This window comes from Pseudomonas sp. AC252 (assembly GCF_979258105.1).
Map to the genome: position 1 here is coordinate 5,584,234 of NZ_OZ409837.1, position 22,801 is coordinate 5,607,034.

Here is a 22,801-nt window from a genome sequence, read left to right on the forward strand (position 1 = left end):
GGGCTGCAATGCAGGCCATGTTTCAGATGAAAGAACTCGATGTTGCCGCGCTGCAACAGGCATTCGCGGGCCAGAGCTAATACACTCAGACGCTGACCTGCCGGGACGATCACGATGAAACACGCCGCTGCGAAAAACCCCGAGAAAGCCCCGCGCTTCTGGCGCGACGACGCCCTGCCCTTCATCGAAGCGCGGGCGATCGATGATGGTCGTGAGGTCTGTTATGCGCGGCATTCCCATGCGCACTTTTCCATCGGCGCAATCACCGCCGGGCGCAGTACTTATGTGCATGAACAGGCGCAGTACGAGGTGGCGGCCGGCACCGTGGTGCTGATGAATCCCGGCGATGTGCATGCGTGCAATCCGATCGATGATCAGCCGTGGTCGTATGTGATGTTGTATGTCGAAACGCCGTGGCTGACCGATTTGCAGCATCAGTTGGGGTTTGCCGCTGAGCTGGAGTTTCGGCGTTTTTCCGACACGCATCTGGCCGATGCCGAGTTGTTCGGCAAGTTGATGGGGTTATATGAAGTGTTGGTTGACGATCAGTTGGAGGCGCTGGCGAAACAGAGCGCGGCTGTGGAGTTTTTCAGTGATTTGCAGCTGCGTCTGAATCCTGCTGCTCAGCCGATACGTGAGCCTAACTTCAAGCTGGAACGTGCCGCTGATTTCATCCGGGGACATTGCACCGAAGTGCTGAGCCTCGAGGCGATTTGCGCAGCGGCGCAGCTGTCGCCGTCGTACCTGATTCGAGCGTTCAAGCAGCGTTACGGAATGACGCCCCATGCCTTTGTGGTCAACCAGCGCATCCAGTTCGCCCGCGAGCGCTTGCGCAGCGGGCGGTTGATTGCCGATGTGGCGCTAGAGGCTGGATTCGCCGATCAGGCGCATTTTCAGCGAGCGTTCAAACAGCATCTGGCGGCGACGCCGGGGCAGTATCGCGGCTGAGTTTTATCTCCCGTACATGCAAACCCCTGCACTCGTCAGCTCCTACAGAAAATCAGGTGATCAGGAGATAAAGCGCACTCACCGCCAGCAACAACGCCATCACCCGGTTGAACCAGCGCATCCCCGCCGCGTTGCTCAGATAGCCGCGCAAAAACGTCCCGGCATACGCCCAGCAGCCCACCGACAGATAGCAGATCACCAGATACACCGCCGCAAACTGCCAGACCAAGCGTGCCTCGCCATCAGCGACAAACGCGCCCATGCCGGCCACGCACGCCAGCCAGGCCTTGGGGTTGAGCCATTGCATCACCGCGCCATAGAGCATCGACGGTGCGCGGCCGGACTCGCGGGTGTTCAATTGGCCGTCATCGCTGGCCAGTTTCCAAGCCATGAACAACAGAAACGCCACCCCGGCCCATTGCACCACCCGAGTCATGAACGGCCACAGTTGCAGCACCTCATGCAGGCCCAGGCCCATCAGCACCAGCAACAGCACAAACCCCAACGTCGCCCCGGCGACATGCCGCTGGCTGGCGCGGAAACCGTACTGCGCGCCGGAACTCAAGGCGACAATATTGACCGGCCCGGGGGTGATGGAAGCGGCCAGGGCAAATGCCGCCATGGAAAGAATCAGACTCATTGCACACCTGCTTCAAACGAGGAACGAGGTGGCTACGGTAGCGAGCGCCGGGGGTGCGGTATTGAAGAAAATGCCCCTGAGGATGCGAATCCTCTGGCGAAAGCGGTGTGTCAATCAACCCAATGTTGGCTGGGCTGACGCCTTCGCGAGCAAGCCCGCTCCCACCGGGTTGTGTGTGAAATGCAATCTCGGGCCTACCGCAAAACCTGTGGGAGCGAGCTTGCTCGCGAAAGCGGTGTGTCAATCAACCCAATGTTGGCTGGGATGACGCCTTCGCGAGCAAGCCCGCTCCCACCGGGTTGTGTGTGAAATGCAATCTCGGGCCTACCGCAAAACCTGTGGGAGCGAGCTTGCTCGCGAAAGCGGTGTGTCAATCAACCCAATGTTGGCTGGGATGACGCCTTCGCGAGCAAGCCCGCTCCTACAGGGGCATTCAGGCCAGGCGCGGTACGGTGAAGCGGAATTCGCTGCCCTGCCCCGGCTCGCTCTCGGCGACGATCTGGCCGCCATGGGCTTCGACGATGCCTTGGGTGATGTACAAACCCAGGCCCGTGCCGGTCGGGTTGCCTTCTTTGACCGTCCAGTAACGATCAAACACATGCGGCAAGTGCTCTTTGGGAATGCCTTCGCCGCTGTCGCGCACGATGAAGACAATCTCATCGCCCACCGATTTGGCGTGTACGCCGACGGTGCCCATGCGTGGGGTGAACTTGATGGCGTTGCCGACCAGGTTCGACAGTACCTGAAACAGCCGCTCGGGGTCGGCATGGATGCGCAAATCAGGATCGGCCTGGAAGGAAATGCTGATGTCCTTGTCATGGGCCAGCGGCGACAGCAGCGACTGCGCCTCTTCGAAGATCAGCCCGACGTCCAGCGGTTGCGGTGTGATGGAATAGCGCCCGGCGTCGATTTTCGAAGTATCGAGCAGGTCCTCCAGCAGCGTATTCATCCGCGCCGTGGCCTGCTGCATGGTGTCGATCGCCGTAGAGATGCGCCGCGAAGTGTGCGCCCCCTCCGAGCTGAAGGCTTTCTGCATCATGCCGCAGAGCATCGAAATCACCGTCATCGGGTTACGCAGATCGTGGGAAACCACCGCCACCAGTTCATCCCGCGCTCGCACGGCCTCTTGCTCGCGACGGACCTGGCGGGCCAGATCATTTTCCAGTGCCGAACGGCGCAGATCGTTGGCGGCGAACAGATCACCGTGGCTCCATTTGGTGGAGATCCCGGCCATCTCGACTTTCCAGATCTCGAACGAGGTACGCGGCCGCAGGCGCAGGCCGGCGTCGGAGTTTTCCAGGTCCAGTGGTTTGCGCGGGTCACCGCTCCAGTTGATGTTTTCCTTCACTTCCGGGCGGAACCACAGCACGCCGTTGTCCACCGGTTTGGGCAGGCTCAAGGCGAGCACACCGCTGGCCACCGCCTGATACTGCTCCGCCGGCGGATAAACGCTGGACAGATGATGGCTGGCAAACACCGGCTCGCCGCGCGCCTGCAGCCATTTGTGCAGCGCGCGAATTTCTTCCGGCTCAGGGCAGTTGCCGTAACGGTGCAATTGCTTGTCTTCGATGATTGCGATGCCACCGGCATTGACCAGCGCCATCAACGTCGCCGGCTGCTGGGCGAGGCCGTCGAACACGTTCTGCGGCGAATCGACCATCGCCTGATTGAGCCGCGCCAGCGCCTCGACCTTCTCTTCACGCTGACGGGTCAGTTCAAGGGTTTCCATCGCACTGATCTGCAACGAGAGGACCTGGCCGATGGTCTGGCAGGCCATGCGCAATTCATGCGGCACGTGCAGCGGTTGACGGTTGCCGCAGCTGATCAGGCCCCAGAGCTTGTCGCCCTTGAGCAGGGAAATGCTCATCGACGACAGCACGCCCATGTTTTTCATGTACTGGCAGTGAATCGGCGAGACGCTGCGCAGCGTGGCGAAACTCAGGTCCAGCGGTGTCTGCGTGTCCGGGCGCAACTTCGGCACCAGTGGTACCGGCTGATAATCGGCGTTGGGGATGATCCGCAGCCAATTGGTGCGATACAGCTCGCGCGCCTGCTCGGGAATGTCCGAGGCCGGGAAGAACAGGCCGTTGAACACTTCCATCGACGGATCGGAGGCTTCAGCGATGACCTGACCGTGGCCCTCCTCCTCGAAGCGATAGATCAACACCCGGTCGTAACCGGTCATCGCCTGGATTTCCTTGACGCTGATGTCGTACAGGGCCTGCAGCGTGGTTGCCGCTTGCAGGCGCTGGAGCATGCGGCCCAGATGAGTCTTGACCCCGGCGACGTTGCGCGGCTGGAAATTCTGTACGTGGATCTCAAGCTCAAGAATCAGCACGCCCTGATGGCGATGCAGCAACCCTTCGAACGCGGTGCCGTTGAGCTCGAAACGCAGTGGCGCCGCTTCGGAGAATGTCGTCTGCTGCAGGGCTTCGAGCACTTGCGCGGCGTGCTCGGCGCCGATCAGACTGTGCAGTGGCTGGCCGATCAGCGATTCGGGCGCACGGGCCAGCAGCGTTTCGACGTTGGCACTGACCTGAATGATCTGCAGCGCAGGCTCGGTCAGGGTCAGCAGCAAACCATGGGGCTGGATCGCGCCGGGAAAGCGGATCGGCTCGTCGGCACAGTTGGCCAGCAGTTCTTCAAAGGCTTGTTGGTCTTGCGGGTTCATGCCAGTACCTCCTGGCGCTCGAGCCACTGCTCGAAACAGCTGAATGTGGTTTGTGCTGCGCTGACCACGGCCGCGCGTTCGCTGGCCGCCATGGGCCGGTTGCTCAGGTATTCAATGAACTCGCGCCAGCGCCGCCCCGTGGCAGCGCCGTAGACATCGAGAAACGCGGCGCCGTTGTCGGCGTCCAGATTCAGCCGCGCGGCGATTTCCCGTCGCAGGATCTGCCCGCCGAGGGTCGCGCCTTCAAGCACGTACAGAACGCCAAGGCTGGCAGCGCTGGAGTCGATAACCGGCAGATCCTCACACAGTGGCAAATCATCAGCGGTTGCGCCCAACGCGCGCAGGTCGGCGCGCAGGGTTTGAGCCTTCAGACGCGGCGTCAGGTTGAAATCGTCCGGGACCGCACCACTGGCGAGCAACGCCTGTTCCAGCGGTTGATAGAAACCGTAATAGGCCTGCATCAAGCGCTCGAAAGCGGGGGTATCGAGGGTATCGGAGAAAAAGGAAGGCGTTTTTCCAGTGCGATGTGCAGTTCGGCTGTGCCGGCCCGCAGATCCTGCAGCACCGGTGGCACATAAACCTCACGGGCCTTTGCTTGCATGTAGATCGCTCTTGGTGGGACCCGGCAGGGGCCATTCTGGGTGGGCTCGACGTGGGGAGGAATTTATCACGACAGACAGCGTTTCTGCCTGCCAGGGCGATTATTTCTGCCGAACCGCGACCCTATGACACGTTCAGAGTGGCGCCGGATCAAAAAGTTCGACCCGCGCCACATCTGCCAATCTCAGGGCTTGAGATCGGGATCGCTGTCCAGATTCTTCTGCTGCACAGCGTCGATATTGCCCGGCGGGTTTTGCGCCGGGGCCTGATCGATGCCCGGTGGTGGCGTAAGTTGCAGCACTTCGCTGGTGTAGCGCCACTCCTCCATGACCTTGTCCGGGTGCTCGTTCAGGCGCGTGCCATAACTGGGCACGATCTGGCGCAGCTTGTCCTGCCACGGCGCCGAGGCCAGTTTGTCCTTGAACACCTTGCCCATCAGATCAAGCATGATCGGCGCGGCGGTCGAGGCCCCCGGCGACGCGCCGAGCAGCCCGGCAATGCTGCCGTCCTTGGAAGCGACCACTTCGGTACCGAGCTTGAGCACCCCGCCCTGCTGTTCATCCTTCTTGATGATCTGCACGCGCTGGCCGGCCTGCCACAGTCGCCACTCCTCTTTCTTCGCATGGGGGAAGTAGGTGCGCAGCGCCTCGAAACGGTCGTCATCGGACTGCATCAACTGGCCGGCGAGGTATTGCACCAGATCGAACTCGCGCACGCCGACCCGAACCATCGGCCAGAGATTGTGCAGGGTCGTACTGGCCGGCAGATCAAAATACGAACCCTCTTTCAAGAACTTGGTGGAGAACGTGGCGAACGGCCCAAACAGAATCACCCGTTTGCCATCGAGCACCCGCGTATCGAGGTGCGGCACCGACATCGGTGGCGCGCCGGTCGAAGCGATCCCATAGGCCTTGGCCATGTGCTGTTGCGCGACTTCGGGATTATCCGTGACCAGGAACGAACCACCCACCGGGAACCCGGCGTAGTCTTTCGCTTCCTCGATCCCGGACTTCTGCAGCAGCGGCAACGCCGCCCCACCCGCTCCGATAAACAGGAATTTCGCGTCGGTGGCGGCCGTGGTGCCGTCCTTGAGGTTCTTGTACTCAACGTGCCACGAGCCATCGTCGTTGCGCGTGATGTCGCGCACTTCCGTGGACAGCTTGAGGTTGAAGTTGTCGCGGCTTTGCAGATGGCTGACGAACTGCCGGGTGATCTCGCCGAAATTGACGTCGGTGCCGATCGGCGTCCAGGTGGCGGCGATCTTCTGCGTCGGATCGCGACCCTCCATCATCAACGGCACCCATTGCTTGATCTGCTCCGGGTCTTCGGAATACTGCATCGGCCGGAACAAGGGGCTGGCCTGCAACGCCTCGTAGCGTTTCTTGAGGAAACGGATGTTGTCATCGCCCCAGACGAAACTCATGTGCGGCGTGGAGTTGATGAACGAACGCGGATTCTTCAGCACGCCGGTTTTCACCTGCCAGGCGAGGAACTGGCGGGTGATCTGGAACGCCTCGTTGATCTCGACAGCCTTGGTGATGTCGACCTTGCCGTCCTTCTCCGGCGTGTAGTTGAGTTCGGCGAGCGCCGAGTGGCCGGTGCCGGCGTTGTTCCAGCCGTTGGAGCTTTCCTCGGCGACTTTGTCCAGACGCTCGACCATTTCCATCGACCAGCCCGGCTCCAGTTCACTGAGCCAGACCGCCAGCGTCGAGCTCATGATGCCGCCGCCGACCAGCATCACGTCGACCCGTTTGGTTTGTTCGGCGTACGCCTGGCCAATGCCGACCGAGAGGGTCAAGGCGAGCAGTGCGCATTTGCGCATCGGATGGTTCATAAAGGCCTCCTTCGGCTCTGTCGGCGCTAGTGCGAGTTTAGTCGGCGCTGTCGTTCTGCACGGACGGATCACCATTGGCCGGCACGCTGCTGTCGGGAACGGGTTTCGATGGGTTGTTCTCTTCAGCACCGGGATAACCCGGCAGACCGCGAGTATCGTCAGGTGTCATGACATCTTCGTTGTCGCGGCTCACATCCCAGTCGGTGGTGGCGTTCGGGTCTTCATCGCGCCCGGCGGTGCCGATGACGAAGCCGTCGTCGTTGGGATTGAGGGTTTCGTTGAGCGCTTTGTCGTTGCTGGACGGGTTGTTCATGTCTGCCTCCAGAGCACATTGGTAGGACCTTTTTTGAAAACCACGGGCCTTCCAAGTGCAATGGAAAAGACCAACGGTGCATTTCGCGGCGCTGGTCGCCTGGCGTGAACCACCGCTGCCGCGCGCGGTTCCCATGAGAAACAGTCGCTCGAGCAGCGCCATGACCAGCCCGCGATTTGGCATCGAAGAAGAATTTTTCCTGACCGACCTGCAGACCCTGCGCATGGTCGGCAGCCCTTCGCAGCCGGCCATCGAGGCATGTCGTGCGGCGCTGGGCGCGTGGTTTGCCACGGAGATGTTTCAGGGGCAGATAGAGGTGGCTTCGCCGGTGTTCAGCGACTTTGAGCATGCCGGCGATTTCTTGCGTGGCAGCCGTCAGGCCTTGCGCGCAGCGCTTGCGCCGTTTGGTCTGGGCGTGCTCAGCGCCGGCAGCCATCCGCTGGCTGACTGGCGAGCACAGATGCCGACCGAAGAAGAACATTTCCAGGGCTTATTCGAACGCTACGGTCATGTCGCGCGGCGCAGCGTAGTGTCAGGTCTGCACGTGCACGTCGAGGTCGCGCAGCCGCTGGACCGCATCGCGGTGATGAATGAAGTGCTGCCGTGGACGCCGCTGCTGTTGGCATTGAGTTGTTCTTCGCCCCTCTGGAATGGCGTCGCCAGTGGTTTCATGAGTTATCGGCAGACGGCGTGTGACGAGTGGCCGCGCATGGGCATCCCGCCGCTGTTTGCCGATCAGCGCCATTACGATGAGCACGTGGCATTTCTCACGCGCATCGGTGCGATCACGCAGCCCGCCGAGTGCTGGTGGGGCGTGCGTCCGGCGGCGCGTTTTTCGACGCTCGAACTGCGTATGACAGACGCTTGCCCCAGGGTCGACGACGCGCTGACCCTGGCAGCGTTTTTCCGTGTACTGGTGGCCCACGCCAGCGCGCAGCGGCGCCCCGGATTGCTGTACGACCAGACCGCGCGTTCGATGCTGGAAGAAAATCGTTGGCGGGCCAAACGCTTGGGGATTCATGCGCGCTTTCTGGTCGAAGGCATCGACGGTGACTGTTCAATCGCGCAGTGGCTGGAGCTGGCCGAGCAGCGCTTTGCCGATACTGCGCAGGCCTTGGGCGCGGCGCAGTTGTTTGAACGGGCTCGGGCGATCATCGCCGGCGGCACCAGTGCTGACCGACAACTGGCGCTGTTTGAGCAAGCATCTGAACAACCGCAAAACAACCGCTCGGCGCTGGCGCAAGTGAGCGAACTGTTGCTTCAGGAAACGTCTGGCTGAGCAATCTCGGACGCGCCCTTGAGTTCGACCTGATTGCCGTCCGGGTCGAAACAGTACAACGACAGGCCGTAGCCCTCGGCGCCGAAACGTCTGGCGGCTTTTTCCACGGTCAGCCCGAAGGACTGCAGATGAGCGCTGAGCGCCGCTTCGTCGAACGGCTCGATGCGCAGGCAGAAGTGATCGACGTTGCGCTTGTGCGTCTGCGCTGCGCCGCCGCCCTTGCGCCCGAGCTCGCCCGCCAGGTCGACCAGATCGATCATCGACGTGCCGGCCCGCAAATGCACCAGCCCTAACGGCTGGTTGTGCCTGACGACTTCGGCGCCGAACACTTTGCCGTAGAAATCGATGCTGCGTTGCAGGTCAGCAACGCGCAGGACGATATGGTCGATGTGTTGAATGGAAAACGGATGCATGGGCTGGCTTCCTTGAAAGCGGCGATCCGCTCATTGTGCGGCACCAGCAAAAAATTCACTGTCGATTTTTCGGTGGAGCCATCGACAAAGCGGATTTACTCTCAGCCCATGAACATACCAGCCGCTGTCCTGCCGCCCCACGCCGAAATGGTTCGCGCCATGCTCGAGCGCGACACTGCCTATGAAGGCGTGTTCTTCACGGCCGTTAAAACCACCGGGATCTTTTGCCGCCCCAGTTGCACGGCGCGCAAGCCGAAACCGGAAAACGTCGAATTCTTCGCCCACGCCGACGAATGCCTGTGCGCCGGTTATCGCGCCTGCCTGCGCTGCAAACCGCTGGACGCGGCGGCCATCGCACCGGATTGGGTGCAGCGCCTGCTCAACGCAGTGGGCGCCGATCCGGAACGGCGCTGGAGCGATGCGCAATTGCTTGCTGAAGGCATCGAACCGCTGAAGCTGCGGCGCTGGTTCAAACAGCATTTCGGCATGACCTTCCACGCCTGGCTGCGCACCCGTCGCCTCGGCATGGCCTTGGGCGGAATCAGACAAGGCACGTCGATCGATCACGCCGCGTTCGATTCCGGCTATGAATCGCTGAGCGGTTTTCGCGACGCGTTTCAGAAATCTTTCCACATCACCCCTGGCCGCGCCGCCAACAGTGAGCCGTTGCTGTTCACCCGCCTGACCACGCCGCTGGGGCCGATGATCGCCATGGCCGAACGTCGCGGACTGGTGCTGCTGGAGTTTCTCGATCGCCCGGCGCTGACCCGCGAGGTCGAAGCCCTGCAGAACCGTTATGGCTACGCCGTCGCGCCGGGGCACAACGCGCATTTGCAGCAGATCGAAGTGGAGCTGGCGGATTACTTCGCCGGCAAACTCACACAATTCAGCGTGGCACTGCATCTGCCCGGCAGCGCGTTCGCCCGCGAGGTCTGGGCGGCGCTGCTGCAAATCCCCTATGGCCACACCAGCACGTACGGCGCTATCGCCGCCGGGCTGGGCAAACCCGGCGCCAGCCGTGCGGTCGGCCTGGCCAATGGGCACAATCGTCTTTCGATCGTGGTGCCGTGCCACCGGGTGATTGGCGCGGACGGCTCGCTGACCGGCTATGGTGGCGGACAACCGCGCAAGGCGTTTCTGCTCAGGCTGGAGAACGCCGCACTGCAAATGACTCAACAATTGGCTTTTGAAGCATGCAATCCATCAGGCAAAAAGGGATCTGGATGAGTACGACCGGTTCACGGCAGCATGGCTGACGGATATGACCTGGCCAGCGCTTTTCTGGCCGCTACAGACGCTGACTGGCAGCGCCATATCCGCGCGGTTGGCCCGTGTCTGCATCAGCCACATCCGGCGCGCGATCCCTATGAGTCGCTGGTCCGCGCGATTGCCTATCAGCAACTGCACGCCAAGGCTGGCGATGCGATTCTCGGGCGTTTGGTGGGTTTGTTTCCCGGACAGGCGTTTCCGCGTCCGGAGCAGATTTTGGCTACTGATGTCGAGCGCCTGCGTGCTTGCGGGTTTTCAGCGAGCAAGATCGCCACGATTCAGGGGATTGCCCAGGCGACGCTGGATGGCGTGGTGCCGGATTACCCGACTGCGCGGGCGATGGACGATGAAACGCTGATCGAACGCCTCACCAGTCTGCGCGGCGTCGGTCGCTGGACAGTGGAAATGCTGCTGATCTACAGCCTCGAACGCATGGACATCCTCCCCGCCGATGACTTTGGCGTGCGCGAGGGTTATCGACGTTTGAAAGGCCTGGAAATCCAGCCGACACGCAAAGAAATGATCGAAATCGGCCGAGCCTGGAGCCCGTATCGCACGGTGGCGGCGTGGTATTTGTGGCGGGTGGGCAAGGGCTAGGCATCAAACGGAGTCAACTCAACCATCTGCTCTGAATTTGCTGCCCTATTCGTGAGCAAGCCCACTCCCACATTCAACTGGCGACAGGCGCAAAATCTTCCAACACCATCAATCCCCCTGTGGGAGCGGGCTTGCTCGCGAATGTGTCAGGTCGGGCAACATCGCTGCTGACCGTACCGCCGCCTTCGTGAGCAAGCCCACTCCCACATTCGACTGGCGACAAGCGCAAAATCTTCCAACACCATCAATCCCCCTGTGGGAGCGGGCTTGCTCGCGAAAGCGTCGGGTCAGACAACATCGCTGCTTAATCCCCTCAGCAGGAGTCTGATACGCAGACACATCCTGCCAACAATCATCACATCCGGCTCTTCCAGCTCGGCTAGCCTTTCACTCCAATCAATCATGAACAAGGCAAAGGAATGCCCGAACGATATTCGTCTCACCGTCTCAGAATCGGCCGCTTTTGCGAACAGAACCGCATTTACCTGCTCACGGCCAACACCTTGCATCGCGAGCCGGTTTTCAAGAATCACGATCTCGGCAGATTAGTAGCTAACCAGTTCCAGCGAGCGCAAACAGAAGGTTTGGCCGATACGTTGGCCTGGGTGGTCATGCCGGATCATTTCCACTGGTTGGTCCAGTTGCAAAATGGAACACTGGGACAACTGATGTGCCAGACGAAGTCCCTGAGCACCAGAGCCATCAATGTGGCGAGCGGTCGAACAGGTAGCCTGTGGCAACAGGGTTTTCATGATCGTGCGCTACGGCAAGAAGAGAGTCTGGTGCAAATGGCCAGATATGTAGTGGCCAACCCGCTACGCGCGGGTCTGGTGCAAAAGCTTGATGATTACTCACTCTGGGATGCAATTTGGGTCAGCCGAACCCTACCGCCGCCTTCGTGAGCAAGCCCACTCCCACATTCAACTGGCGCCAGACGCAAAATCTTCCCACACCATCAATCCCCTGTGGGAGCGGGCTTGCTCGCGAAAGCGTCAGGTCAGGCAACATCACTGCTGACCCTACCGCCGCCTTCGTGAGCAAGCCCACTCCCACATTCAACTGGCGACAGGCGCAAAATCTTCCACCACCATCAATCCCCCTGTGGGAGCGGGCTTGCTCGCGAAAGCGTCAGGTCAGGCAGCATCACTGCTGACCGTACCGCCGCCTTCGTGAGCAAGCCCACTCCCACATTCGACTGGCGACAGGCGCAAAATCTTCCAACACCATCAATCCCCCTGTGGGAGCGGGCTTGCTCGCGAAAGCGTCAGGTCAGGCAGCATCACTGCTGACCGTACCGCCGCCTTCGTGAGCAAGCCCACTCCCACATTCGACTGGCGACAGGCGCAAAATCTTCCAACACCATCAATCCCCCTGTGGGAGCGGGCTTGCTCGCGAAAGCGTCAGGTCAGGCAGCATCACTGCTGACCGTACCGCCGCCTTCGTGAGCAAGCCCACTCCCACATTCGACTGGCGACAGGCGCAAAATCTTCCAACACCATCAATCCCCCTGTGGGAGCGGGCTTGCTCGCGAAAGCGTCAGGTCAGGCAGCATCACTGCTGACCGTACCGCCGCCTTCGTGAGCAAGCCCACTCCCACATTCGACTGGCGACAGGCGCAAAATCTTCCAACACCATCAATCCCCCTGTGGGAGCGGGCTTGCTCGCGAAGGCGTCAGGTCGGCAACATCATTGCTGATGTATCGCTCCATACAACGTCAATGCGCCCGGTCCAGCCCCACCAGCAATGCGCTGTCGCGACTGTAGATGTCTGGCGCGTAGCGTACATGGCCGGTGCTGTCGACTTGCGCCGTCCAGTAGGTCATCAGGATCGGCACCGGCGCCGACAAGCGAAATTCATGAGTCGTACCGCTTGCCAGCAACGTATCGGTGCGGGTCTTTTCCGCGGGGGACAGCAGCAGGTCGCGCAGTTGCAGCGGATGCTCGACGCGCACGCAACCGGAGCTGAACGCTCGCGGCCCCTTGTCGAACAGCGCTTTGCTCGGCGTGTCGTGCAGGTACACCGAGAACGGGTTGGGGAATCGAATGACCATCTGCCCCAGCGGATTGCGTGGGCCGGCGTCCTGGCGCAGGAGGATATTGCCCGGGTTGTCCCAGTCGATGTCCGCAGCCGCCAGAGGCTGGCCGTTGGCGTCGAGCACTTGCAGGTTCTGGCGGCTGAGGAAGGTCTGGTCCTTGCGGATTTCCGGCAGCTTGTCTTCTTTCCAGATGGTCGGCGGCACGGTCCAGGTCGGGTTCAGTGTCAGGCGGGTGACGCGGGATTTGAGCAGTGGGGTCTGGCGTTCGGCGCGGCCGACCTGGGTGCGGGTCTGCCACACCGGTTGGCCGCCCTGATACAGCGTCAGCTCAGCGGCCGCGACATTCACCACCAGCCCGCTGGGCTCCATGTCCTGGGCCATCCAGCGGAAACGTTCGAGATTGACGCGCAACTGATCGCGGCGGGTCAGCGGACTGATGTTCAGTTCGGCAATGGTGCCCGGCCCGACCACACCGTCAGCCTGTAACGAATGAGTGGCCTGAAAATGCTTCACTGCCTCCACCAACACGTCATCGTAGGCATTTTCCGGCGGCACCAGCGCGTGTGCCAGATAGCCTTCGTTGTACAGTCGTCGGGCCAGTTCCGGCACGCGCGGGTCTTCCATCGCCGGACGCAGCAACGGGCCGCTGCCCACCGGCTGCCATTGCGGCAAGGCTAGCAAGCGTTGCGAGGCATACAACTGGCGCAGACTTTGATACTGCGGCAGATGCGGACGCGCCAGATCGAACGCCGCAGGAATGTCGTTCATGCCCGGCACGGCAATGCTGAGCAATTGCGCCTGACGGTCGGTCTGCGGACCGTCGACATGCCACAGCGGTTCGAAATGCGATTGCAACAGACGACCGTAATGCAGATCCTGCAAGGCCTGCAGATAGTTGCGGCTGATGTCGATGTCGGCGCACAGCTCACCATCCTGCGGCGGCGTTGTTGCGACGGCGTAGCGATTGGGATTCAAGCCATCGTCGGCCAACAGCTGCAATTGCGCACGCAACGCCGGCAAGCGTGCCGGCTCCCCTGCCCATACCGGCATCCAGTCCTGCTGTTCATAGAACGCCTGCAATTGGCTCAAGGCCGGGGCGTTGAGGCGCGCGGCAATCGCCGGGCACGACTGCGCGAGACTGATCAACACCGCTTGCAACGGGCTGCGCGGTTCCACCGGCAATTGCGTCGCCGGTGTCGGCAGGGTTTCGAGCGGGGGCAGCGGCTCATCGGCGCAAGCGACAAACGGCGCAGCGAGCAAACAAATGCTCAAGTAGCATGCGTACTTTTTGAACAACTGCTTTACTCCAATCCATGGCCGTCCAGATGACGGCCAACCTTACATCAGGTGCGCTGAACAGTCAGGCTCGAACCGCGAGCCTGCGGGTATTGACTGGGAGTCAGGAGCCAAAGTGCCGTTTATGTAGCAAGTTGAGGACACTTTATAAAATGTTGACGTTTTTGCGCCGACTTCTGTTGAGCACCGCGACCGTTGTCGCCGTGACCAGCCCCGTATTTGCCGCCGGCAAGCCATCGCCGGTTCTCTACAACAGCCTCGCCCACGCCGCGCCGGAACTCAATCCCCAGGCGCTCAAAGGTGCATTGAACGCCATGCAATGCGCGGTCAACAACGGCGCGAAACCCTCGCGGCATCTGGCGATCATCGATTATTCGCAACCGTCCACCGAGCGCCGCCTGTGGATCTTCGACTTGAATAAAAAGAAGCTGGTGCTGCGCGATCTGGTCGCCCACGGCTCCAACTCCGGGGAGAACTTTGCCACGCAGTTTTCCAATCGCGAAGGCAGTTATCAGTCAAGTCTCGGCCTGTTCCGCACCCAGGAAAGCTACGAAGGCACCCACGGCTATTCACTGCGCATGGATGGGCTGGAACCGGGTTTCAATGATCTGGCCCGTGATCGCGCGATCGTGATTCATGCCGCCAGTTACGTGAACCCGCTGTGGAGCAAGCGTCAGGGCCGTATCGGCCGCAGTCAGGGTTGCCCCGCCGTGCGGCCGCAGATTGCCAAACAGGTGATCGATCGCCTGAAGAACGGCCAGTTCATGTTTTCCTGGTACCCGGATCAGCGCTGGCTGCAAAAGTCACCGTACCTGAACTGCCAGCCGCAGCAGGTGGCGAGCATTCTCAACACCCACGCCAGTTAACGCGCATCGCCGCCGGCGGGTTTGTAGAACAGGAACCTGCCGGTCTGCGCGGTGTTGCGATAGGCCTTGGCCCAGCTCGGGCGCACGCCGCGATCGTGAAAATACAGGGCGCCGCGCGTGCGATCCTTGAGTTGACGGTTCAACGCCTTGCCAGCGATTTCCTTGGCCAGCGCGTATTCGGCATCCTCCTTGACCTGATCGGGCTTGCCGTCGCACCACCAGGAAAACTGGCAGTTGCCGGTTTCCGAGCCTTGCTTGACCACCGCACAAACCGTATCGGGAAAGCCATCGTGGCCGAGGCGATTCATCACCACGCTGGCGACGGCTTCCATTTCCGGGGTGTCCTTGCCCTTGGCTTCCCAATAGATACTGCGCGCCAGACAGGTCAGCGGATCGTCCAGCGGCGCGGCGCCTGCCGGGTCCACCGCTTGCGCTTCGGTGGGAGTGATGGCTTCGGATTTCGGCGCCGGCGCAGCGCTGACTTTATCCGCCGCTTTCTCCTCGAGTACCTCGGCTTTCTGTTCAGCTTTGGCCTCGATCGGCGCCTGCGTCCCGGCCCATGCCGCGCCGGTCAAAAAGATCCACAACAAACCGCCCGCCAAGCCTTTCGATCCCATGTCGGTTCTTCCGTCAGCGCCCGCGAAGGGCAGAGTGTTACGTCGGGGAGACGCCCGGTTTGCGGGGTCTTCGCAGAGTGTAGCGAGCAAATGCGCGGGCGTACCAGCGCAGAAAAAATCCTCTGGAAAGAAAAAGGCATTCACTCATCGCAGGCCTTTCGCGCATCATGGGCGCATTCAGCTCAAGGGAGATTTCCATGCGCTTCATGCCGTCCGTTTTGCGTTGTGCCGCATTGTCGCTGGGTGTGGTGTTCGCCACCTCGGCGCTGGCCGGCGATGAACTGCAATTGATCGAGTCGATCAACAGCTATCGCAGCCAGCCGCAGCGTTGCGGCACACAGGCGTCGAACGAGTTGCCACCGCTGTCGGCCGATCCACGGCTGCGACTGCCTGCCAGCGGCGCGGTCGATTTGCAGCAGGCCATGACCAGCGCCCACTACCCGATGGTCAACGTGCAGGCGATTACCCTCAACGGCCCGCGCGATGCGGCGTCAGCAATGAAGGCGATTCAGGAAAGCTTCTGTCAGGTGGTGCTCGACCCGCAGTTTGTCGATATCGGCGTCAACCGCGTTGACCGCGACTGGCGCATCGTCCTCGCGCGGCCGTTGCTGACGGCGAAACTCGGCGATGCGCAAAGCGAAGGGCAAAAGCTGCTGGCGCAACTCAATACCGCCCGCAGTCAGGCCCGTCAGTGCGACGGCCAGTCCTTCGCGGCGGCAGCCCCGCTGGCCTGGAACGCCACGCTGGGCACTGTCGCGCAGGATCACAGCCGCGACATGGCCAACAACAATTATCTCGACCACAAGGACCGCGACGGCCGCACACCCGGCGACCGTGCCGAGCTGTCCGGCTACAGCGGGCAGGTGGTCGGTGAAAACATCGCTGCCGGGCAAGACACCGTCGGCAAGGTCGTTGACGGCTGGCTCGCCAGCCCCGGGCATTGCGCCAATCTGATGAACCCGCAATACCAGGAACTGGGCGCCGCCTATGCGACCGATCCGAAAAGCAACGCCGGTATTTACTGGACGGCAATGTTTGGCGCACCGTAAGGCATCATCGACGCCGTCAATCACTCGGTCAGCCAGAGTGATTGGACGGCATGGCGAGCGCAGCCTACCCTGCGCGATCTGCGCCCGCTGACGGCGTTCCACATCCACGAGGCGAGCCCATGACACAGCGTGAATTGATCGATGGTCACAACCGCCGCGTGGATTATCTGCGCCTGTCGGTTACCGACCGCTGCGATTTCCGCTGCGTGTATTGCATGGCCGAGGACATGCAGTTCCTGCCGCGCCAGCAGATCCTTACCCTCGAAGAGCTGTTCCAAGTGGCGCAAAGCTTCGTCGCCCTCGGCACGCGCAAGATCCGCCTGACCGGTGGCGAGCCGCTGATCCGCCCCGGTGTCGTGCAACTCTGCGAGCAGATAGCCGCCCTGCCCGGCCTGCGCGAACTGTGCCTGACCACCAATGGCTCGCAATTGGGCCGGCTGGCCAAGCCGCTGTTCGACGCCGGGGTCAAGCGCCTCAACATCAGCCTCGACAGCCTCGATCCGCAGCGCTTCAAAGAGCTGACCCGCACCGGCGATCTGGCGCAGGTCATCGAGGGCATCGATGCCGCTCGCGCCGCCGGGTTCACCCGCACCAAACTCAATTGCGTGGTGATGCAAGGGCGCAACGACCACGAGATCAACGATCTGGTCAGTTTCGCCATCGAGCGTGATCTGGATATTTCCTTCATCGAAGAGATGCCACTGGGCGCGATCGCCGAACACAGCCGCGCCGAATCATTCTATTCCAGCGCGCAAGTGCGTGAACGCATCGCCGAACGTTTTACCCTGATCGACTCCACCGAATCCACCCAAGGGCCGTCGCGCTACTGGCGCGTAGCCGAAGCGCCGAACATTCGCCTGGGCTTCATTTCACCGCACAGCCACAACTTCTGCGGCACCTGCAATCGCGTGCGCCTGACCGTCGAAGGTCGCTTGCTGCTGTGCCTGGGCAACGAGCATTCGATGGACCTCAAAGCGGTATTGCGCGCCCATCCGGGCCACCCGGAACGTCTGGAGAACGCGATCATCGAGGCGATGAAACTCAAACCGTATCGACACAACTTCGAAGTCAACGACGACGTGCAAGTGGTGCGTTTCATGAACATGACCGGCGGCTGACCAGCCCCCAGACGCGGACCGCGAGATGATCGTCAGACCGAAACCCAATCAGTTCGCCGTGCTGTTCACCCTCAAAGGCTCGATCGCCAAACGCATCGCTCTGCGCACCTTGATGGTCACGCTGCTGGCTGCAGTGATCGTGTTGATCGAAATCCTCGAGCCGAGTTACTTTGCCAAGGTCAACGCCACACCGTTCACCCTGCTCGGCCTGTCGCTGTCGATCTTCATGAGCTTTCGCAACAATGCCTGTTATGACCGCTGGTACGAGGCGCGCAAGGCCTGGGGCGAAGTACTGGTGCGGGTGCGTTCGGTGATGCGCGAAACCCAGGGCATCGCTGAGATCAGCCTGCGTGCGCCGCTGTTGCGCAATCTCTGCGGTTTCGCCCACGCGTTGAACGCACGGCTACGTGGCGAAAACGAAGCGCGCGCCAGCGCCGACTGGCTAAGCCCGCCCATCGACACGGGGGCTCCGGACCACTGCGGACAGGTTCTGCATCAAGTCGGGCGCCAGTGTTCGGAACTGGAAGCGAGCGGTGTGATCTCGGCGTGGCGCTATCAATTGCTGGCCAGTCACCTGACCAGCCTGACCCAGGCGCAGGCCGTCTGCGACCGCATCAAGACCACGCCGCTGCCCTTCCCGTACACCTTGCTGTTGCACCGCACGATTTACCTGTTCTGCATTCTGCTGCCGTTCGCCATGGCCGAATCCCTCGGCTGGCTGACACCGCTGTTCACGGCGATTGTCAGCTACACGTTTTTCGGCCTCGACGCGATTGCCGATGAACTCGAAGACCCGTTCGGCCGCGATGAAAACGATCTGCCGACCGATGCACTCGTGCGCACCCTGGAGCGCGACGTGCTGTACGAACTGGGCGTCTCGCCATTGCCGCCCGCAGCGGAACCGGACGATTACGTACTGCGCTGAAGCGGGCCCGGCGTGTTCGCTCCGAACCCAGGTGCGGCCATTCGCGAGCAGGCTCGCTCCCACAGTTGAAATGCATTCCGTTGTGGGAGCGAGCCTGCTCGCGGAAACAGTTGAAATGCATTCTCCTGTGGGAGCGAGCCTGCTCGCGGAAAAGGCAACTCGGGCAATCAGCCCAAACGCCGGAAAGCGCCACCGACTAATCTTCCGTTTACACGCGCGCAAATTCCCCCTTACTATCCGGGCACACCGGTCGCCGGGTTCGCCCTGCTGCCGACGCTTTCCGCCAACGGAAACACGCGTTATGAGTACGTCACCACAACAACCGCAAAGGTTGCACGTCTCTGCTGTACGCGCCCACTGCGACAGGGGCCGCGTATGAACCGCATCGTCAATCTGCCCATGGCCCTGCGCCGTTCCAAGCTGCGTCACTCCGCACGCCCGCCGGATATCGCCGCTCCTGCCTGATCGCGAGCTTGATACCCGCGACAGTCAATTTTCCTTTTCCCTGATATCCCTGCCGGGACACTTACGCCTTTTTGTCGCGTCGTGTCCGGCCGAATCTGCGCGCCTGTGCGGCGCCATCGTGAGTGATTTGCCATGAAATTCGCAGCCATCGAAGACGCCCGCCTGTTCCTCGAACAGAACCCTGATATCGACATGATCGAGTTGTTCATCCTCGACGCCAACGGCGTGTCGCGCGGCAAGCTGTTGCACCGTGAAGAACTGCTCGCCGTGTACGAAAGCGGCCGGCCATTGCCGAGCACCATCCTCGGCCTGACCGTACAAGGCGAGGACGTCGAGAACTCCGGGCTGGTGTGGGACGTCGGCGACATCGACTGCCGCGCCTATCCGCTGCAAGGCAGTCTGGTGCGCCTGCCGTGGCGGCAGATTCCGACGGCGGCGGTGCAGGTCAGCATGCACCCGACCGAGGGCATGCCGGCGAGCATCGCTGACCCTCGGCACCTGCTGATCAAGGTGATCGACGGGCTCAAGGCCGAGGGTTATCACCCGATCATGGCCTGCGAGCTGGAGTTCTATCTGCTCGACGCCAAACGCGATCACAACGGCCGCCCGCAACCGGCGCTGGACGCCGACGGCGGGCGACCGCGACACACGCAAGTCTACGGTTTACGCGAGCTGGAGCAGATCGAACCCTTTCTCGCCGACCTCTACAGCGCGTGCAAACTGCACGGGATTCCGGCGCGCACGGCGATTTCCGAATACGCCCCGGGGCAAGTGGAAATCACCCTTGAACACGGCGATGCGCTGGAGGCGATGGATCAGGCGGTGCGCTACAAACGTCTGGTCAAAGGCGTAGCGCAAAAGCACGGCATGCAGGCGACGTTCATGGCCAAGCCGTTCGATGATCTGGCCGGCACCGGCATGCACATGCACGTCAGCCTCGCCGACGCCGAGGGGCGTAACTTGTTCGCTTCTGAAGACCCGGCCGGCACGCCGCTGTTGCGCACGGCGATCGGCGGCATGCTCGCGTCCCTGCTTGATTCGCTGCTGCTGTTCTGCCCCAACGCCAACTCCTACCGGCGTTTCCAGGCCAACAGCTACGCACCACTGGCGCCGACCTGGGGCGTCGACAACCGCACGGTCAGCCTGCGCGTACCCGGCGGCCCGGCGCCGACACGACACATCGAACACCGCATCTGCGGCGCCGACGCCAACCCCTATCTGGCAGCGGCAGCGATCCTCGCCGGGATTCATCGCGGAATCCGCGAAGAGCTGGATCCGGGTGCGCCGGTCGAGGGCAATGGTTATGCCCAGGCGAAAGAATTGCTGCCGACCGATTGGCTGACGTCGTTACAGGCGCTGGAAAACTCCCAGTGGGCACGGGAGGCTTTAGGGCAGGAATTCCTTGGGGTGTATCTGGCGGTAAAGCGTGCCGAGTATCGGCAGTTCATGGCGCAAGTGGGTGAGCAGGATTGGCGGTGGTATCTGACCGAGGCTTAACGATCCGACACCGAACCTGTGGGAGCGAGCCTGCTCGCGAAGGCGTCATCACATTCAACATTTTGGGTGACTGACACACCGCTTTCGCGAGCAGGCTCGCTCCCACAGGGAATGCACTTCGAACCTGGAATTTTTTGTGGACCCTGACATGACCATTCGCTGCAATTCCTACTACACCGCCACCCTCAACCACGACACCGACTATCCGACCCTGCAAGGCCGGCACAAGGTCGATGTGGTGATCATCGGCGGCGGTTTCACTGGCGTCGCCACTGCCGTCGAGCTGGCGGAAAAAGGCCTGAAAGTCGCCATCGTCGAAAGCCACAAGATCGGTTGGGGCGCCACCGGGCGCAATGGCGGGCAGGTCACGGGCAGCCTCTCCGGCGACGGTGCGATGCGCAAACAGATGCGCGCGAAACTGGGCGATGACGTGGACGATTTCATCTGGCACCTGCGCTGGCGCGGACATGAAATCATCCGCCAGCGCGTCGAAAAATATGCGATCCAGTGCGACCTCAAACACGGCCATTTGCACGCGGCATACAAGCCGAGCCACATGACCGATCTGCGCAAGGACTATGACGAAGCCGTGCGTCGCGGATTGGGCGATGAGGTGAGCCTGCTCGACCGCAGCCAGGTCCGCGATCTGCTGCAAAGCGAGCTTTACCACGGCGCCATCAAGAACACCCGTAACATGCACCTGCACCCGCTCAACCTGTGCATTGGCGAAGCACGCGCAGCCGAAAGCCTGGGCACGCTGATCTTCGAAAACAGCGAAGTGCTGGAGATCATTCACGGCGACAACCCCGGCGTGCGCACCGCTCACGGCCAGATCGACGCCAGTCAGGTGATGCTCGCCGGCGATGTCTATCACAAGCTCGAACCGGGTCAGCTCAAGGGCAAGATATTCCCGGCCATGGGCGGCATCGTCACCACCGCGCCGCTGGGCGATCTGGCGAAACAGATCAACCCCGAAGACCTCGCCGTGTACGACTGCCGCTTCGTCCTCGATTACTACCGGCTCACCGCCGACGGCCGTTTGCTGTTCGGCGGCGGTGCCAACTACAGCGGCAAGGATTCGCGCGACATCGCGGCGGAACTGCGCCCGTGTATCGAGCGCACGTTCCCGGCGCTCAAAGGCGTGCCGATCGATTACCAGTGGAGTTGCGCGATGGGCATCGTCATCAATCGCATTCCCCAACTGGGCAAGCTCTCGGACAACGTCTGGTACTGCCAGGGCTACTCGGGGCACGGCATCGCCACCACCCACATCATGGGCGAAATCATGAGCCGGGCGATCACTGGGCAAATGGAACAGTTCGACACCTTCGCCGCGTGCCAGCACATTCGCGTGCCAATGGGCGACCTGCTCGGCAACCCGTTGCTGGCGGCGGGGATGTGGTATTACCAGATGCTTGAGCGGTTGCGCTGAATTTACTGGCCCTATCGCTGGCAAGCCAGCTCCCACAGTGTCCGTGGCGTACCCAAAATTCATGTACACCGCAAAAACTGTGGGAGCTGGCTTGCCAGCGATGAGGCCATCAGTCCCACCACAAAATTTCAATCCGGCAACTGCTCCACCACAATCCCCAACCGCCGATAATCCTCCACACTCCCCGACCCCGGATGCCGCTCGGTAATCAACCTGTGCAGGCGCGTACACGGCGCCACCACAAACGGCTCCACCGCGCCCAGCTTGTCCGCCGTAGTCACTGCAATCACCTGCGTCGCACTGTCGAGCATCGCCTGTTTGATCGGCACTTCATCGAAATGCAGCGAGGTGATGCCGACCTCGGGATGAATCGCGCACACCCCGGTAATCGCCAAGTCCGCCTTGATCCCCGCCAGCAGCCGCAACGCTTCCTGACCGCTCGCCGACATCGAATGCGGATTCAATTGGCCACCCGCCAGAATCACTTTCACGCCTTTGTACTCGGACAAGGCAATCGCGGTCAGCGGTGACGCGGTCACGGCGGTAATGCGGATGTCGGCGGGTAATGCGCGCGCCACCTGCAACGTGGTCGAGCCGGAATCGAACAGCACAATCTGCCCGTCCTCGATGTGCTGCGCCGCCAATTGCGCCAAGCGCACCTTGATCTCGTCGGTCTCATCCAGGCGGGTGAAGTAATCCTTGCCGGAGTCCTTCGGTCGCGGCAGCGCGCCGCCATGCACCCGCTGCACCAGGCCGGCGCTGTCCAGTTCGGCGAGGTCGCGGCGGATAGTGTCCTCGGATACCGCGAAATGCTGGCTCAGCTCGGAGGCCATGACCTTGCCGTCACGTTCGAGCAGCAAAAGGATTTTCTGCCGACGCAGGGACGGCAATTCGGCGATGGAGTGGTCGTGCATGGTTATGCCTGTTTGTGCTTGT

General features: G+C 61.6%; 19 protein-coding genes and 1 pseudogene. 11 read left to right on the top strand and 9 right to left on the bottom strand.

The window, feature by feature from the left end:
* The first annotated feature begins 114 nt into the window (after nucleotides 1-114).
* On the top strand, nucleotides 115-948 hold the full coding sequence (locus tag ACZZZ4_RS25355) for an AraC family transcriptional regulator (RefSeq protein WP_463549100.1): 834 nt from the start codon (nucleotides 115-117) through the stop codon (nucleotides 946-948).
* Nucleotides 949-1,000: 52 nt separating this feature from the next.
* Here the strand turns inward: ACZZZ4_RS25355 and ACZZZ4_RS25360 are convergent, their stop codons facing one another.
* The 5 genes and pseudogenes from ACZZZ4_RS25360 to ACZZZ4_RS25380 form a co-directional block, all read right to left on the bottom strand.
* The gene (locus ACZZZ4_RS25360) at nucleotides 1,001-1,588 is read right to left on the bottom strand and encodes a LysE family translocator (RefSeq protein WP_130000059.1); all 588 of its coding nucleotides are present in this window, start codon (nucleotides 1,586-1,588) and stop codon (nucleotides 1,001-1,003) included.
* A 433-nt stretch (nucleotides 1,589-2,021) separates the two neighbouring features.
* Nucleotides 2,022-4,259 (bottom strand): ATP-binding protein, encoded by a 2,238-nt coding sequence (locus tag ACZZZ4_RS25365; RefSeq protein ID WP_415762110.1) that lies wholly within the window; start codon nucleotides 4,257-4,259, stop codon nucleotides 2,022-2,024.
* Nucleotides 4,256-4,860, bottom strand: a pseudogene (locus tag ACZZZ4_RS25370) (biliverdin-producing heme oxygenase). Before ACZZZ4_RS25370 ends, ACZZZ4_RS25365 begins: the two are co-directional and overlap by 4 nt.
* 183 nt (nucleotides 4,861-5,043) lie before the next feature.
* Nucleotides 5,044-6,693, bottom strand: coding sequence for a malate dehydrogenase (quinone) (gene mqo, locus ACZZZ4_RS25375; protein WP_463549101.1), 1,650 nt, complete (start codon nucleotides 6,691-6,693; stop codon nucleotides 5,044-5,046).
* Nucleotides 6,694-6,730: 37 nt separating this feature from the next.
* The gene (locus ACZZZ4_RS25380; RefSeq protein WP_039763258.1) at nucleotides 6,731-7,006 is read right to left on the bottom strand and encodes a hypothetical protein; all 276 of its coding nucleotides are present in this window, start codon (nucleotides 7,004-7,006) and stop codon (nucleotides 6,731-6,733) included.
* Between the two features lie 160 nt (nucleotides 7,007-7,166).
* Between ACZZZ4_RS25380 and ACZZZ4_RS25385 the strand changes: the two genes are divergently transcribed.
* Nucleotides 7,167-8,285: a carboxylate-amine ligase gene (locus tag ACZZZ4_RS25385; protein WP_463549102.1), complete on the top strand. Its 1,119-nt coding sequence runs from the start codon at nucleotides 7,167-7,169 to the stop codon at nucleotides 8,283-8,285.
* Here the strand turns inward: ACZZZ4_RS25385 and ACZZZ4_RS25390 are convergent.
* Entirely contained in the window at nucleotides 8,267-8,698 is a 432-nt protein-coding gene (locus tag ACZZZ4_RS25390; RefSeq protein ID WP_039763259.1) for a VOC family protein, read from the bottom strand. The two genes, ACZZZ4_RS25385 and ACZZZ4_RS25390, sit on opposite strands and share 19 nt — an antisense overlap.
* Before the next feature lie 108 nt (nucleotides 8,699-8,806).
* On the opposite strand from ACZZZ4_RS25390, the gene ACZZZ4_RS25395 reads away from it, so the two are divergent.
* From ACZZZ4_RS25395 to ACZZZ4_RS25405, 3 genes are all read left to right on the top strand, one after another.
* Nucleotides 8,807-9,925, top strand: coding sequence for a bifunctional transcriptional activator/DNA repair enzyme AdaA (locus tag ACZZZ4_RS25395; RefSeq protein ID WP_463549103.1), 1,119 nt, complete (start codon nucleotides 8,807-8,809; stop codon nucleotides 9,923-9,925).
* A 21-nt stretch (nucleotides 9,926-9,946) separates the two neighbouring features.
* Nucleotides 9,947-10,564, top strand: coding sequence for a DNA-3-methyladenine glycosylase family protein (locus ACZZZ4_RS25400; protein ID WP_463549104.1), 618 nt, complete (start codon nucleotides 9,947-9,949; stop codon nucleotides 10,562-10,564).
* Between the two features lie 419 nt (nucleotides 10,565-10,983).
* Nucleotides 10,984-11,466, top strand: coding sequence for an REP-associated tyrosine transposase (locus ACZZZ4_RS25405; protein WP_130000218.1), 483 nt, complete (start codon nucleotides 10,984-10,986; stop codon nucleotides 11,464-11,466).
* An 813-nt stretch (nucleotides 11,467-12,279) separates the two neighbouring features.
* On the opposite strand, the gene ACZZZ4_RS25410 is transcribed toward ACZZZ4_RS25405, so the two are convergent.
* Nucleotides 12,280-13,896, bottom strand: a complete 1,617-nt coding sequence (locus ACZZZ4_RS25410; RefSeq protein WP_463549105.1) for a L,D-transpeptidase family protein — start codon at nucleotides 13,894-13,896, stop codon at nucleotides 12,280-12,282.
* 152 nt (nucleotides 13,897-14,048) lie between these two features.
* Between ACZZZ4_RS25410 and ACZZZ4_RS25415 the strand changes: the two genes are divergently transcribed.
* The gene (locus ACZZZ4_RS25415) at nucleotides 14,049-14,762 is read left to right on the top strand and encodes a murein L,D-transpeptidase catalytic domain family protein (protein WP_415762103.1); all 714 of its coding nucleotides are present in this window, start codon (nucleotides 14,049-14,051) and stop codon (nucleotides 14,760-14,762) included.
* Here ACZZZ4_RS25415 and ACZZZ4_RS25420 read toward each other — a convergent pair.
* On the bottom strand, nucleotides 14,759-15,379 hold the full coding sequence (locus ACZZZ4_RS25420; protein ID WP_463549106.1) for a cell wall hydrolase: 621 nt from the start codon (nucleotides 15,377-15,379) through the stop codon (nucleotides 14,759-14,761). The genes ACZZZ4_RS25415 and ACZZZ4_RS25420 overlap by 4 nt on opposite strands.
* 197 nt (nucleotides 15,380-15,576) lie before the next feature.
* Between ACZZZ4_RS25420 and ACZZZ4_RS25425 the strand changes: the two genes are divergently transcribed.
* The 5 genes from ACZZZ4_RS25425 (at nucleotide 15,577) to ACZZZ4_RS25445 (ending at nucleotide 21,865) form a co-directional block, all read left to right on the top strand.
* The gene (locus tag ACZZZ4_RS25425; protein ID WP_463549107.1) at nucleotides 15,577-16,428 is read left to right on the top strand and encodes a CAP domain-containing protein; all 852 of its coding nucleotides are present in this window, start codon (nucleotides 15,577-15,579) and stop codon (nucleotides 16,426-16,428) included.
* Nucleotides 16,429-16,547: 119 nt separating this feature from the next.
* Entirely contained in the window at nucleotides 16,548-17,546 is a 999-nt protein-coding gene (moaA, locus tag ACZZZ4_RS25430; RefSeq protein WP_039763267.1) for a GTP 3',8-cyclase MoaA, read from the top strand.
* A gap of 25 nt (nucleotides 17,547-17,571) precedes the next feature.
* A complete protein-coding gene (locus ACZZZ4_RS25435; RefSeq protein WP_129999528.1) occupies nucleotides 17,572-18,471 on the top strand; it encodes a bestrophin family protein in 900 nt (299 codons plus the stop codon).
* A 597-nt stretch (nucleotides 18,472-19,068) separates the two neighbouring features.
* Complete coding sequence (locus ACZZZ4_RS25440; protein ID WP_463549108.1) at nucleotides 19,069-20,433, top strand: glutamine synthetase family protein; 1,365 nt, start codon at nucleotides 19,069-19,071, stop codon at nucleotides 20,431-20,433.
* A gap of 148 nt (nucleotides 20,434-20,581) precedes the next feature.
* On the top strand, nucleotides 20,582-21,865 hold the full coding sequence (locus tag ACZZZ4_RS25445; RefSeq protein WP_463549109.1) for an NAD(P)/FAD-dependent oxidoreductase: 1,284 nt from the start codon (nucleotides 20,582-20,584) through the stop codon (nucleotides 21,863-21,865).
* 128 nt (nucleotides 21,866-21,993) lie between these two features.
* Here ACZZZ4_RS25445 and ACZZZ4_RS25450 read toward each other — a convergent pair whose 3' ends face one another.
* Entirely contained in the window at nucleotides 21,994-22,779 is a 786-nt protein-coding gene (locus ACZZZ4_RS25450; RefSeq protein WP_310406383.1) for a DeoR/GlpR family DNA-binding transcription regulator, read from the bottom strand.
* Nucleotides 22,780-22,801 lie beyond the last annotated feature (22 nt).

Bases quoted from the DNA above. Each gene is read 5' to 3' on its own strand.
- ACZZZ4_RS25355 (WP_463549100.1), top strand. From the start codon at position 115: ATGAAACACGCCGCTGCGAAAAACCCCGAGAAAGCCCCGCGCTTCTGG.
- ACZZZ4_RS25360 (WP_130000059.1), bottom strand. From the start codon at position 1,588: ATGAGTCTGATTCTTTCCATGGCGGCATTTGCCCTGGCCGCTTCCATC.
- ACZZZ4_RS25365 (WP_415762110.1), bottom strand. From the start codon at position 4,259: ATGAACCCGCAAGACCAACAAGCCTTTGAAGAACTGCTGGCCAACTGT.
- mqo (WP_463549101.1), bottom strand. From the start codon at position 6,693: ATGAACCATCCGATGCGCAAATGCGCACTGCTCGCCTTGACCCTCTCG.
- ACZZZ4_RS25380 (WP_039763258.1), bottom strand. From the start codon at position 7,006: ATGAACAACCCGTCCAGCAACGACAAAGCGCTCAACGAAACCCTCAAT.
- ACZZZ4_RS25385 (WP_463549102.1), top strand. From the start codon at position 7,167: ATGACCAGCCCGCGATTTGGCATCGAAGAAGAATTTTTCCTGACCGAC.
- ACZZZ4_RS25390 (WP_039763259.1), bottom strand. From the start codon at position 8,698: ATGCATCCGTTTTCCATTCAACACATCGACCATATCGTCCTGCGCGTT.
- ACZZZ4_RS25395 (WP_463549103.1), top strand. From the start codon at position 8,807: ATGAACATACCAGCCGCTGTCCTGCCGCCCCACGCCGAAATGGTTCGC.
- ACZZZ4_RS25400 (WP_463549104.1), top strand. From the start codon at position 9,947: ATGGCTGACGGATATGACCTGGCCAGCGCTTTTCTGGCCGCTACAGAC.
- ACZZZ4_RS25405 (WP_130000218.1), top strand. From the start codon at position 10,984: ATGCCCGAACGATATTCGTCTCACCGTCTCAGAATCGGCCGCTTTTGC.
- ACZZZ4_RS25415 (WP_415762103.1), top strand. From the start codon at position 14,049: ATGTTGACGTTTTTGCGCCGACTTCTGTTGAGCACCGCGACCGTTGTC.
- ACZZZ4_RS25420 (WP_463549106.1), bottom strand. From the start codon at position 15,379: ATGGGATCGAAAGGCTTGGCGGGCGGTTTGTTGTGGATCTTTTTGACC.
- ACZZZ4_RS25425 (WP_463549107.1), top strand. From the start codon at position 15,577: ATGCGCTTCATGCCGTCCGTTTTGCGTTGTGCCGCATTGTCGCTGGGT.
- moaA (WP_039763267.1), top strand. From the start codon at position 16,548: ATGACACAGCGTGAATTGATCGATGGTCACAACCGCCGCGTGGATTAT.
- ACZZZ4_RS25435 (WP_129999528.1), top strand. From the start codon at position 17,572: ATGATCGTCAGACCGAAACCCAATCAGTTCGCCGTGCTGTTCACCCTC.
- ACZZZ4_RS25440 (WP_463549108.1), top strand. From the start codon at position 19,069: ATGAAATTCGCAGCCATCGAAGACGCCCGCCTGTTCCTCGAACAGAAC.
- ACZZZ4_RS25445 (WP_463549109.1), top strand. From the start codon at position 20,582: ATGACCATTCGCTGCAATTCCTACTACACCGCCACCCTCAACCACGAC.
- ACZZZ4_RS25450 (WP_310406383.1), bottom strand. From the start codon at position 22,779: ATGCACGACCACTCCATCGCCGAATTGCCGTCCCTGCGTCGGCAGAAA.